Below are 12,477 nucleotides of genomic sequence, written 5' to 3' on the forward strand. Positions count from 1 at the left end.
TCTTTTCTTACGGCGCGATGATCGGGCTGGCCGTCGCCACAGGCAGCCTCGTTTCAAGACCACGGAATTCGCTACCATGTTCGAACCATGATCTAGGCGCCGGTGCTCCCCACAATGTCTGGCGCTGAGGGTCTGTTAATTGCCATTTGATTGGTTCGAGATCAGGATCAACCGTCTGGTAGTCCGAGCAGTAGATTTCTGTGCGGTGTCCATCCGGATCAAGCAGATACAGGAAGAACGCGTTGGAAATTCCATGACGGCCAGGGCCACGTTCGATATTGGCAAGATAACCGGTGGTGGACATCAGATCGAGGAGATCAATGATATTCAGCGGGGTCGGCACCCAGAAAGCTGTGTGGTGCAGGCGCGGTCCGACGCCACTTGTGAACGCCATGTCGTGCACGCCGCCCTTGCGGTGCATCCAGGCCGCCCATAAGCGGCCTGTGCTTTCGTCTTCCGTATATTCTGTTACGCGGAAGCCTAAATTATTGTAAAACTCGACCGACGCATCAACATCGGGTGAAAAGCAGTTGAAATGGTCAATGCGTAGCGGTTTTACCCCGTGATAGAGCGCATATTTCTGGTGAATCGGCTCCAGACGGTCCATTTTGAAGTAGAATTCGAGCGGGATGCCGAAATTATCGTGCGTCCGCAGAGTACGCCCCTGATAGGGACGCTCGACCCACTCGACCTTATGATCCAGGTTGCGGAAGTACCGCTCCGCCTTGTCCAGATCTTCCTCTGAAAAAACTTTAAGACCCAGATAACCGACTTCTCCTTTCTCACCGCGGCGTAACACCATGCAGTGATGTCCCCGCTCCTCAAGCGCACGCATATAGACATGATCTGCGTCTTCGTCTGTGACCTGCAAACCGAGCAGATCCGCGTAATAGGCGCGGCTGCGGGCCAGATCGGTCACCACCAATTCAACATGGCTGAGACGCAGGATATTGAAATCTGGGTAAAGGTTGAACGGGCTGATCGGCATTCTTATTCTCCACTCGTTTGTCTGACGGCCCTGTCAGGTACGATTTTTATTTTTATGAAGTCCGAGAACCCGGCCTGTCAGGCCAGTTTCGGAATAGTGTGGACGCCTGTTGCAAAGGAAACATTCTTGGTTTCCATATAAAAATCGAATGACCAGTCTCCGCCATCGCGGCCTATGCCGGAGGCTTTGACACCGCCAAACGGTGTATCGAGGTGCCGCACATTCTCTGAATTCACCCAGATCATGCCGGCTTCAAGCTTGTCCGAAACACGGAAGGATCTGGTAACATCTGAAGTCCAAAGATAAGCGGCAAGTCCGTACTGGGTATCATTCGCCAGAAGAACAGCCTCCTCTTCCGATGTGAAGGGAATTGCGGTCAGAACTGGGCCAAAGATTTCTTCCTGCGCAATGCGCATATTATTGGTCGCATGTGTGAAAAGTGTAGGGGCAACATAACATCCACCACCAGGACCATCGGCCTTTCCACCACCAGCAGCTATCGTGGCACCTTCTTCCTTACCGATATCGATATATTCAAGAACTTTCTTTTCATGAACGGGATGAATAAGCGGACCGACAACCGTGTCTGGATCTAACGGATGCCCTACTTTTATGGTCTTTACACGCTCGGCAAGAGCAGCGGTAAACTTGTCATAGATGCTTGCCTCCACCAGGAGGCGTGAAGATGAAGTGCACCGCTCCCCATTGAGAGAGTAAATCATGAACGAAGCCGCATCAGCTGCACGTTCCAAGTCCGCATCAGCAAAGACAATAATTGGATTTTTCCCGCCGAGTTCAAAATGAAAACGCTTCAGAGTATCTGCGGCCTGCTTCATGATCAGCGAACCAGTTCCACTTTCCCCAACAAAGGCGATCGCCTTGATATCCGGGTGTCGTGTCAGTTCCGCGCCAGCGTCTTCTCCAAAGCCATTCACTAGATTCCACACGCCGGGGGGCAATCCGGCTTTCTCAGCAATCTCCACCAGAACCGATGCCGTGATGGGTGAAAACTCGGCAGGTTTGTGAACAACCGTGCACCCCGCGGCCAAAGCGGGTGCGATCTTCCATGTTGAGAGCATAAAAGGCGTGTTCCACGGAGTGATAACACCCACCGGCCCTACAGGATTACGTGTGGTTATATTGGCCTGCCCGCCTGTGGGCAGGGAAAGTCCGTTACGGGCAGAAGGTGCCTTGTCTGCAAAATACCGGAAATTTTCAGCACCGCGAAGCGCCGCCTTTGACATGAACCGCAGCGACTGACCTGTATCCAGGCACTCCAGAAATGCAATTTCTTCGGCACGCGCTTCAATGGCGTCAGCGATAGTGTGCAAAATCTCCCGACGTTTCGCTCCGCTCAATGCAGCCCACGCAGGTTGAGCCGCTTTCGCAGCTTTTGCTGCCTGATCAATGTCTCGCGCATCACCTTTCGCAACGGACGCCAGCGGCTTGAGATCAATTGGCGATAGTGTTTCAAAAACCTCGCCACTGATCGCGGGGCATTCTTTCCCACCAATACGGTTGAGCACACCTTTTTCGCGGATACGTGTAATGTATTCGTTCGCCTTTCTTGCATTTTCTTCTAAAGTTGACATCCATCTTATCCTTTCCAAGCTTTCGGCTTTTGTTTTTGTTTTTGTTCTGTTTTTACTGTTTTCTTAGCCGATCATGCATGGCGTTTTTCTTCCAGCTCAGCGTTGATTCTATTTCTCGTATCTCTAGTGAAAGAGCGAAATTTTGCGTTTCCAGTAAACCGGACATCGCATTCGTAGCAGTGAAAAAAATAGCTTCTCCTGCCTGCTTTTTTTCTTCTTGAGACCGGCCCCTCCCAATTCGGAAAGACATATCGACAAACCCATTCTCCGGAAGAGCGTCCGCAACCGCCCATGCCGATGCTTCAAAAGCCCTGACGCGGATGGCACCTATTTCAAAAAGCCCGGTTCCCAGGACTGCATCCCGAAGTTTGATACATAATTCTGTAAAATCGACCTTTCCTCGTAGATTTGCAGAATATTCGAGAGATAAGTGCGGCACGGGAATCCTCCCACCTCAGTCAGCACATTTACTTAACTTGTTAATGTTATAGCGGCATGTCAGTTAATTTGAGGTCTCACATTCACGTTACGCTTCCTCGTTCCATATTTCGTGATATCCTCTCGATAACCTTTTCAACCCAAGGTGAAATATGACTATCCCAAAGCGGCCACCACCAACGCAGGACTCGCACTCCGCCTCACGCGCCAATCCGTCCGAATTACCGCACGAAGCCACAAAGGCTTTGCCTATTGCTCTGCTGAGGGCGAGAGAAGCGCTTATGTCCCGCTTTCGTCCCATGCTTGCTGAACACGATTTCACATCCCAGCAGTGGCGCGTTATCAGACTTCTGAACGAGCACTCCACACTCGATGCAGCGCAACTTGCAGAAAAAGCCTTCATCCTGCCCCCCAGCCTGACACGTATCCTTGCCAATCTGGAAGCACGTGATCTGGTGACGCGAGTGCAATGTGCGTCAGACCGGCGGCGCTATCTCTTCAGGCTGACATCCCTCGGCGAGACCTCTTTCCAAAAAATCTACCCTGACAGAGTAAAGATTTACAAAGAAATAGAAACATATTTTGGAAAAAGAAAAATAGCGCTTCTTCTTGAACTCCTGGATGATCTTGCTCAATTTTGAGAAACGTTCAGTTCGATACAATCCCGGCAGTCGCGCCAACAAAGGCTCGGTCAAGATACAAAAGCGGATGCCCTACTGTTGAACGCCGAATACTCTGGACTTCCCCAAAGAGCACATAATGTGTTCCAACAACGTGATGCGCCGTAATCTTGCAATCGAACGAGGCAATCGCATCCGCCAGAGCATGATTTCCGGACGGCAGGCACTCCCACATACCGGACGCATAGCGCTCGTTCATATCAGTGACCTTCCCGGAAAAATATTCCGCCAGATCAACATGATCATGGCTGAGAACATTCACACAGAAAACACCATTCCGAAGAAAAAGATCACATTGGCTGGACCGCCTGTTCATGCAGACAAGCAGGGTTGGCGGAGTGTCCGTCACCGAGCACATGGCCGTTGCGGTAAATCCGCCCCGCCCCCCTTCCCCAGCAGAGGAAATGACGTTTACAGATGCCCCGACCCTCGCCATCGCCGCACGAAACTCAAGCTGAACAGCTCCAAGATCGGGCAACGCTACCTGTTGCTTAAGTGTAGTGGTCATATCACACCTCACTCCGCAGCTTTCGCCGGAGACAGCCATGTGTCACCAGTCCAACCATTTTCATCATAATCGTTCAAACAGCTATCAACGAGTTCTTCCATTTGACGCAGCACCGTACCTCGTTCTGCTCCTTTGAGAATTTGCAAGCGCACATCCTCCGGACTACCTGCATAATTCAGCTCATAAAGTGCGTGCCGCCCGCCGAACTCTGTGCCCGTTGCATCCCACAACAGTTTCATGATTTTGATCCGGTCCTTGTGGCTGATGCCGTTTGAACCACGAACATACTGCGCAAGATAACCGTCTATCTCCGGGTTAGCGAAATCCTTGACCGAAGACGGCAAATAAATAAGCCCCGAAGCCACACAGCGACGCACAAGGTCTATCACCCGCGGGTAGGCATCTGACATAAAGGCGCGATAGGTCAACGCAGCTTCAAGGTTGGGAAGCACCGCACCATTGTGCCACTGCTGCGGTGCGCGCGCCATGGCATTGGAAAGCGACCAGAAAAGATGACGCAACCCAATCACCTCACCCAATGCCGCCTGATTGCCGCGAAAGGCATCTCCACCCGTGCAGCGAAGCGCTTTGGCAAGGACACCAGCCAGAAAGTCCAGCTTGACCGCAAAACGCGTGCACCCTTGGAAGCAATACCCCTGCATAAAGCCCGAGCCTATGGGGAAAGACAGGATTTTCTTTGCATCCCGCAGAATGAGAACGTCCTCCCACGGCACAAAAACATTATCCAGCACCAGGATGGCGTCATTTTCATCAAACCGCGAGGAAAGCGGGTAATCGAACGGGGAGGAGACCGTGTTCGCTGTCTCTTCATAAGACGTGCGGCAGATCATTTTAATGCCGGGGGCATTCATCGGGGCGATGAATGTGACAGACATTGATGGATCTTCTGTTACTGTTGCGGAGCTTTGAGCCAGAAGATTGTAGTGGGTCAGGGCAGACGACGTTGCGACAACCTTTGCGCCGGACACATAAATGCCTGCGTCCGTCTCTTTTGTAATATGGACAAAAACATCCTTGACCTCTTCGGCTGGTTTGTGCCGGTCAATAGGCGGATTTACAATTGCGTGATTAAGGAACAATACCTGTTCCTGTGTCTTTTTATACCATGCCCGTGCGTTGTCAGCGAAAGGACCATACCACTCTGCATTCGCTCCCAACGTATTTGTCAGCGCAGCCTTGTAATCTGCCGTTCGGCCCATCCAGCCATACGTCATTCTCGCCCACCCGGCGATAGCTTGCTGTTGGCCCACAAGATCTTCAATAGACTTAGGCGATACAAAGCTTTTATGGGTAAAGCCGCCATTGCCTGTGTCTGTTTGAGTTGTCAGGATTTTGCTGTGTTCTGGCTGGTGGAGAGCATCATACAGGCGCGCTATTGAGCGCGCTGAATTTCGCATGGCCGGATGCGTGGTGACGTCGTCTATGCGTTCTCCATTGATATAGACGTTTCGACCATCACGAAGTGACTCGAGGTATTCTGCGCCCGTGAAAGGACGCTTGATGATGGTAGACGGCTTAGCGCCTGCACCACATAGCCCTGAGGAATCATCCATTTCCGATCATCCTTTATTATTCTTCTTGAAACCGATGGTATATTTTCTGAAATTAAGAGAGAATGCAGAAAACAAAGAAAAACTTGGACTTTTTTAAATGCCCCAAAAACCCGATATTCCGAGCTTTCTGACATATGGCATCAACACAAAAACTGATGACATAGGCTTTGTGCATGTCGAAAACGTTATGGATCGCAAATCCCTCCATAACGGCCACGTTCCGGCCCACAGGCACGAGCAGATTTTTCAGTTGTGTTTTTGGACAGACGGATCAGGCACGTATGTCATTGAAGATCGGTTAATTGAATTCCAAGCGCCGATGTTTGTCTTTATTCCTGCTCGGGTCGTGCATGGGTTTTCTGTATCATCGGGCTCTGATGCAATCGTGTTTTCTCTTGCCAGCAGTTATACTGATACCGACCCCCTCTTTAAAAGCATTGCCGCCCGCACACCGCTGGTTCTGGCCGGCCCGGAGCAGCCAAAACCTACCCCGCTGATGCTAACACTTATGCAGGCGGGTTATGAACGTTACAGAACCGCTCCCGAGACCTCACAGAGCGTTATTCGTGGTCTTGCTATAGCAATTTTAGGTGAAGCACTTTCCCTGACCCGTTCTGCACGAATTCCCGATGAAAGTGCCGCAGCAGTCAGAATCCGGTCTCTCATAGAGGAGCATTTTCGCTATGCGTGGTCGATTACCGATTACGCACGCGCGCTTGGTCAAACGCCCTATCAAATCAACACGACGACACAGGCCGCCTTTGGCCAAAACCTGAAACGGCTGATTATTGAGCGCAGACTACTAGAAAGCAAACGGCTTCTTGCATTTACCATCCGCCCTATCGAGGCGATTGCTGCTGAAGTCGGAATTCCTGACCCCGCTTATTTCTCCCGATTTTTCCACACTTTTTCTGGCCTCTCGCCTCGAGAATGGAGACGGAAATGGGCAGAAAACACCAAAGACAGCTTGCTGACAGCCATACCAGACAACACGCCTGCGTGAGGTGGCACGGTATACGTTGTTTTAATTAACATGATAATTAAATTGGTTTACAGACAGGAGGTAGTCTTCTGTTTCCAGAGATGACTCCACAAGGCTCACCAACTCCCTTTTCCGGGTTCAATCTTACAAAGTCACGCTAAATATAAAAAGAAAAAGGCGGACCAAAATGTCTCATAATGAAAATACATTCAACACTAGACAGCGAAACATTGGATTCAGAGCGTCCGATATCGCAGCCATTTTTTACCTGATTTTAGTTACCTGTGGAATCATATACCTCGTCTTGAATGTCCATGGGCATCCGCTCCTTTTGGCTTATATAAAATTTTTCTTCCTGGCCACATTTGGCGAATGCCTGAGGCACCGAATTACGCAAGATAACTGGATCCCAGATCATTTGATTTCGCGGGCTCTCATTTGGGGCTGCTTTGGCGTCTGGATTGCAATGTCATTCATGATTATGGATTCAGGTGTTAGAGAGTTTTTTGGTACCAGTTCTCTATCCAGACCACTCACTGCATTCGCTATTAGTGCGTGGATGAACATCTTTTCCGGGTACGGTTTCTTTATGATGCTAACCCATTTTATCACGGACCGAATGCTGGATGAGGGCATAAAGGCTCCGACCGATTACCTACGTTCCAACGGGTTCGCCCGCTGGGCAAAAATTGTTGGCTTATGTCTTATTTTTTTCTGGACCCCAGCACATACCATCACGTTTCTACTACCCAATATATGGCGGGTTGTTTTTGCCGCTTATCTCAGTGTGGCGCTAGGAGCGATCCTTTCTTTTGCATCGGAGGCCGGTTCTCGCACAGCACGCACCGCTTGAAACAGTTTTTCCCCTGCTACGCACGCTCTTTTATCCAGGCCAAAGATCCATACGCTTCTGTCTGAATAATAATAAAAATTCAGTCAGAGAGGAGTGTTTCATGAAATTCAGCTATATACCATCCGTAAGTACATGGCACCGTCTCTCATGGTTTCGGGCAAATCTCGTATGCGTCAGTCTCGCACTATCAACCCTGTTTCACGTTGCACTGGCAGAGCAGGCTACAATAACATCGCCTCCTCCACCCAACAGTCATTTTTGGGATTCGGTGCGCCTCACCAAAGAATTGCGGGATCGCTACGTCAATGTACAGGGACCGATTACATTCGTACCTTCGGAATTACCTCCTCAAGTATTGGCTGGCGCGCCCCTTCTGGTGTCACCTGGCACATCGGCACCAAAAGGACCTTTAACATTTCTGGGCCGGTTTCTAACGCACCTTGGCTTAACCCCCCACGCAATTTTCAACCAGCTCTATATGACAAATCCTGACATTGGACCGCGTCCTGGCCGTTTTTCTCTTGGAACCGGCATTGTGTTGGGACTGGATGCCAATCTTCAGAAAATTATGGGAATCAAGGGAGGGGAAATTCATTTTGAAGAAATTCTCTCTCGGCCCACTGTAAATGGTGGCTACCCCACAGGCCCTGCATGGGCTGGTGCCGTTGGAAGCTATTTTGCAGGCATTGATCAGCACAATGATATTGCGGGAGGGTGGCTCGCACTGCTGACGTATCAGCAAAAACTCTTTTATAATCGCGTCAACTTTTCTGTGGGTAGAACTCATCCTCGGCGGTATTTTTTCTTTAATAACTGCGATAACTTCCTTAACTGCACGGACCCGATCATGCAGGCATCCGCCGGCATACTGCCGCCTCCGTATGCAACATGGGGCAGTTACATCACTGCACGTATGTTTAATGACATAAGTTTTGAGATGGGTGCTTTCGAAGCCAATCTGAATCAGTATTTCCAACACGGAAACGGGTGGCGTTGGGACACCCGCACGGCCTCAGGTTATATTCTTCTGGGCGGCTTCAATTATAGAAGGCTTCAAATTTCACACCTTTACGGCGGCCGGTATCAGTTATCCGGCTTCTTTAACAGTTCCCAATATAAAGACCCTTACACCAATACAACACATTATGGACGAGCCGGTGCCGAATTTCGCGGCCAACAGCTCATCTGGCGCCGGGACCATAAGCACCCAGTCCCTTCCCCATTACCTGAAGGTCTTAATGCGTTCGGGGCACTCGGCTTTGCCGCAGACCCTGCAGCTCCCTTCAAAGCACTTGCAGAAGGAGGTTTTAGTTATCATGGGCTCTTTAAACGCACTTTAGACCGGGAACAGATTAAATTCAGCTACGTACGGGCTTCAAAGCACCAAATGCTCTATCAGCAGCGAACACGTATTCAAAATGGAGGAGACCCTCGGCTAGGTGCCCAGGATATCATGCGCCTGGAGGTGAGTGGGCATATCTCCATCGTTCCCGGAATTGCATTCGAGCCAAGTGTTCAATACATTTTTAATCCTGACAATTACTATAATCCGGCAGCAAAAAAGATTAGCTCAAATGGTATCGTTCTTGCGGGTCAGTTGATGATCGACATGGGCTTCCTCTCGGGCCTTTCAGCACATTGAGAGAAGCCTGCATTTATCCTTTACAATAAAAAAATTTAATTAATATTTATGTTATGTTTTTCAGGAAAAATTTTTACTATGCCAATCTAACGTTAGGATTGACACCGACAACCATCCAACGATTATTCTGGTCAGCACTACAGACTGTTTCTTCCCTGTCACTTATTTTCAGTTATGAAAGAGCAGGCTACTTCGAGAAAAAGAATAATATTCAGGGAACCTAATTCTAGAAAAAAGAAAGTATAGATTCCGATTATTACTTCTAGATCTTTTAGAAAAAATACAATATTAGGATATCGAAAAATCAGTATCCTGCTCGTTTCCAACCTGTTGGTTCTTGTATTGCTTTCCCGCGTTTTTTTAGCTCTAGCAAGTAAGTTTCAAGCATCATTTCTGCCGCAAATCGTAATTTTTTGTTCAATTTTGGATATGCACGATTACAAATATTGGAAAACTCCTGAACCTCATGCGTCAGAATATTTTCAATTTGATGCAGTTTTTCATATCTTTTTTCCAAAAGTTGTTCAATAAACGAATATGGTTTCAGAATCTCTGGCCCGTGCCCGGGCAGAAAAATTCGAGCGTTAAGAGCCTGCACGCGTTCCAGGCTTTCAATATAATCACCCAGATCACCATCCGGCGGCGGAGGAACCAAGGTGGTTGACCATCCCATCACATGATCACCGCTCAGCAAAACTCCATCAGGCCGTTCAAGACAAATATGATCTTCTGCATGGCCTGGCGTATGGATAACCTGCATACCTGCAATTTCAGTCCCGTGAAGAAGGTCTTTATCCCCTTTTAACGGGCCCGACGGAAACTTGAAAACAGGAACGTTAGCACGCAATGCAAGGGCACGGGCTCCGTCAAAATGATCATGATGCCAGTGCGTGACAATAACATGGCTGATTGTACCGGAAACTCCGCAGATAGCATCCAGATGCGCAGGATCATCCGTTCCTGGATCAACGACGGCGGTACCGGCTGCATGGGTTATAAGCCACGTATTTGTTCCATGATACGTCATAGAGTGGGGATTAGGTGCTACAATGCGCCTGATCCCATCCACAACATCCATGGGCTTTCCATAGATTGGGGTTTCTTCTCGTAACCGCCAATCTGTCTGCAACGCTGCTTTCATGTTATTCCTGCGGTAAAAGAGCCACCCGATTGCACCAGCTGGATCAATAAAGCCGAAGGTTCTGACCCTGCTCCCCCTACAGTGGCAGCAGCTTCCACTTCCCTCAAAACATTAGGCAAACCCATTTTATCAGCCGCAAACATCGGGCCGCCCTGAATACGGGGAAAGCCATACCCATTTACAAACACAATATCGATATCCGACGCAGAGGACGCAACTCCGCTTTCCAGCACCTTGGCCCCTTCATTTGCAAGAACAGCAAGAAGACGACGTTGAATGGCTTCAGCACTCAATTTAACGTGACGACTCCCCGCCTGTTTTCTTCCTGCTTCAATCAGAGCACACGCTTCATCATCCAGTTCGGGTGAAGCTGCGACATAAGAATACCAGCCCTTACCGGTTTTTCTGCCAAGACGCCCGGCCTCGCAAAACATATCAGGTATTTTCACATACCGCTCGTTCGGATTGCGTGTTGCACTCTGCCGCTTTCTCATGGCCCATGCAATATCCAGCCCGGAAAGGTCCGCTACAGCAAATGGTCCCATAGCAAAGCCATAAGATTGCATGGCCTGGTCAATGTCCTGCGGGGACACCCCATCTTCCATTAAATATTCTGCGTGCTTACGATAATGTGAAAATATTCTATTCCCAATAAATCCTTCGCCCACGGCGGCAACGACGGGGAGTTTCTGTATTTTCCGTCCCAGAGCAATTGCTGTTGCCAAAGCATCCGGTGCTGTTTTGGCACCACGAATAACTTCAACCAAACGCATAATATGAGCAGGAGAGAAGAAATGCAGCCCCAGCACATTCTCTGGCCTTTCGGCACATCCGGCAATTGCGTCCAGATCCAGATAAGATGTATTTGTTGCGACAACCGTATGGGCCTGCACGACTTTATTAAGGCTACGGAAAATATCTTCTTTCACCTCCATGGATTCGAATGCTGCTTCGATCACAAAATCCACATTCTTTAACACGTCCCACTCATGGGAAATCTGTATTTTTTTAAATCGTCTTTCTGCCTCTTCTTCGGTAATTCTTTTTGTTTCAATCTGTTTGGCATAAAGACTTGCAATGCGTTTCTGGCATGCAGCTACCGCAGCAGCATCACGCTCTATAATCACAACGTTTAATGCTGCATCCGCTGTGGTAACAGCAATTCCCGCTCCCATCGTTCCGCCACCAATAATCCCGATACGGGAAAAATGGCGCGGTTGGGCTTTTTCACTTGCCGGCAAACGTCCTGTAGCGCGTTCCGCAAGGAAAAGATAACGCAGCGCTTTTGCCTCATCACTTTCGCGCAACCGCAGGAAAGCCTCTCGTTCAAGGAAGAGGCCTTGTGCAAAAGGCTCTGTCTCGGCTGCCTTAACCACCCGCACGGCTTCCAGCACAGCCGTAGCCCCCTTGGCCCGCTTAAGGGTGCTCTTCTCTGCGTCCTGAACATCAGTTTTCGAAGCACATGGCACATCATGCTCGGACAGCCTGCGCTTGGAAGTATTTTCCGCCAAAGCGATAACGTCCGTTAACATTCTGTCCTCTGGCATGAGCGCATCTAAAATACCAAGATGCAAAGCCTCTTTTCCAGAAATGATTTTTGCGCTTCCAATCAACTCAAGTGCTGTTGCCACCCCTGTCAATCGAGGCAAGCGTTGCGTACCGCCAGCACCGGGAATAACCCCCAGTTTTGTTTCTGGCAGCCCCACACGACTACGCTCAGTGCCAACACGAAGATCACATGCGAGGGCGAGCTCCAGCCCTCCCCCTAAAGCAGCACCATCAATGGCCGCAAGAATTGGTTTTTTCATTGCATCAATCGCAGCCACAACCTCTGGCAAAAATGGTTGAGCCGGTGGTCTGGACATCTCGCGAATATCTGCCCCTGCAACAAACTGTCCGTTCTGGCCTGTCAACACCACAGCCGCTACGGTGGGGTCTTCCGCCAGCTCGGGAAGCACCTGCACCAGTGATGCTCTTACTGTATCAGACAGAGCATTTACGGGTGGATTATCAATTGTCACGACAGCAATTTTTCCATGACGCGACACACGAACGACAGGTTGAGATATGGTCTGCATT

At 49.5% G+C, this 12,477-nt stretch carries 11 protein-coding genes; 4 read left to right on the top strand and 7 right to left on the bottom strand.

Annotation, left to right across the window (positions count from 1 at the left end):
* Positions 1–7: 7 nt before the first annotated feature.
* The 3 genes from hpaD to QWU00_RS06390 all read right to left on the bottom strand — a co-directional run bounded on the left by hpaD (position 8) and on the right by QWU00_RS06390 (position 3,019).
* Complete coding sequence (gene hpaD, locus QWU00_RS06380; protein WP_035380205.1) at positions 8–988, bottom strand: 3,4-dihydroxyphenylacetate 2,3-dioxygenase; 981 nt, start codon at positions 986–988, stop codon at positions 8–10.
* 77 nt (positions 989–1,065) lie between these two features.
* Positions 1,066–2,580: a 5-carboxymethyl-2-hydroxymuconate semialdehyde dehydrogenase gene (hpaE, locus tag QWU00_RS06385; protein WP_035380207.1), complete on the bottom strand. Its 1,515-nt coding sequence runs from the start codon at positions 2,578–2,580 to the stop codon at positions 1,066–1,068.
* Positions 2,581–2,632: 52 nt separating this feature from the next.
* Positions 2,633–3,019 (bottom strand): 5-carboxymethyl-2-hydroxymuconate Delta-isomerase, encoded by a 387-nt coding sequence (locus QWU00_RS06390; RefSeq protein ID WP_035380209.1) that lies wholly within the window; start codon positions 3,017–3,019, stop codon positions 2,633–2,635.
* A gap of 151 nt (positions 3,020–3,170) precedes the next feature.
* On the opposite strand from QWU00_RS06390, the gene hpaR reads away from it, so the two are divergent.
* Positions 3,171–3,659: a homoprotocatechuate degradation operon regulator HpaR gene (gene hpaR, locus QWU00_RS06395; RefSeq protein WP_231551687.1), complete on the top strand. Its 489-nt coding sequence runs from the start codon at positions 3,171–3,173 to the stop codon at positions 3,657–3,659.
* A gap of 7 nt (positions 3,660–3,666) precedes the next feature.
* On the opposite strand, the gene QWU00_RS06400 is transcribed toward hpaR, so the two are convergent.
* On the bottom strand, positions 3,667–4,206 hold the full coding sequence (locus tag QWU00_RS06400; protein ID WP_052051356.1) for a flavin reductase: 540 nt from the start codon (positions 4,204–4,206) through the stop codon (positions 3,667–3,669).
* An 8-nt stretch (positions 4,207–4,214) separates the two neighbouring features.
* Complete coding sequence (locus QWU00_RS06405; protein ID WP_052051357.1) at positions 4,215–5,780, bottom strand: 4-hydroxyphenylacetate 3-hydroxylase N-terminal domain-containing protein; 1,566 nt, start codon at positions 5,778–5,780, stop codon at positions 4,215–4,217.
* A 97-nt stretch (positions 5,781–5,877) separates the two neighbouring features.
* Between QWU00_RS06405 and QWU00_RS06410 the strand changes: the two genes are divergently transcribed.
* From QWU00_RS06410 to QWU00_RS06420, 3 genes are all read left to right on the top strand, one after another.
* Positions 5,878–6,783 carry a helix-turn-helix domain-containing protein gene (locus QWU00_RS06410; protein WP_052051358.1) on the top strand — a complete coding sequence of 302 codons (906 nt, stop codon included), beginning with the start codon at positions 5,878–5,880 and terminating at the stop codon, positions 6,781–6,783.
* Between the two features lie 166 nt (positions 6,784–6,949).
* Positions 6,950–7,615 (top strand): hypothetical protein, encoded by a 666-nt coding sequence (locus QWU00_RS06415; RefSeq protein WP_035380211.1) that lies wholly within the window; start codon positions 6,950–6,952, stop codon positions 7,613–7,615.
* 100 nt (positions 7,616–7,715) lie between these two features.
* Positions 7,716–9,257, top strand: a complete 1,542-nt coding sequence (locus QWU00_RS06420) for a carbohydrate porin (RefSeq protein ID WP_081939054.1) — start codon at positions 7,716–7,718, stop codon at positions 9,255–9,257.
* Positions 9,258–9,561: 304 nt separating this feature from the next.
* On the opposite strand, the gene QWU00_RS06425 is transcribed toward QWU00_RS06420, so the two are convergent.
* Positions 9,562–10,398, bottom strand: coding sequence for an MBL fold metallo-hydrolase (locus tag QWU00_RS06425; protein WP_035380213.1), 837 nt, complete (start codon positions 10,396–10,398; stop codon positions 9,562–9,564).
* Positions 10,395–12,476: a 3-hydroxyacyl-CoA dehydrogenase NAD-binding domain-containing protein gene (locus tag QWU00_RS06430; protein ID WP_052051360.1), complete on the bottom strand. Its 2,082-nt coding sequence runs from the start codon at positions 12,474–12,476 to the stop codon at positions 10,395–10,397. Before QWU00_RS06430 ends, QWU00_RS06425 begins: the two co-directional genes overlap by 4 nt.
* Position 12,477: the final 1 nt, after the last annotated feature.

This window comes from Acetobacter tropicalis (assembly GCF_030644465.1).
Taxonomy (GTDB): domain Bacteria; phylum Pseudomonadota; class Alphaproteobacteria; order Acetobacterales; family Acetobacteraceae; genus Acetobacter; species Acetobacter tropicalis.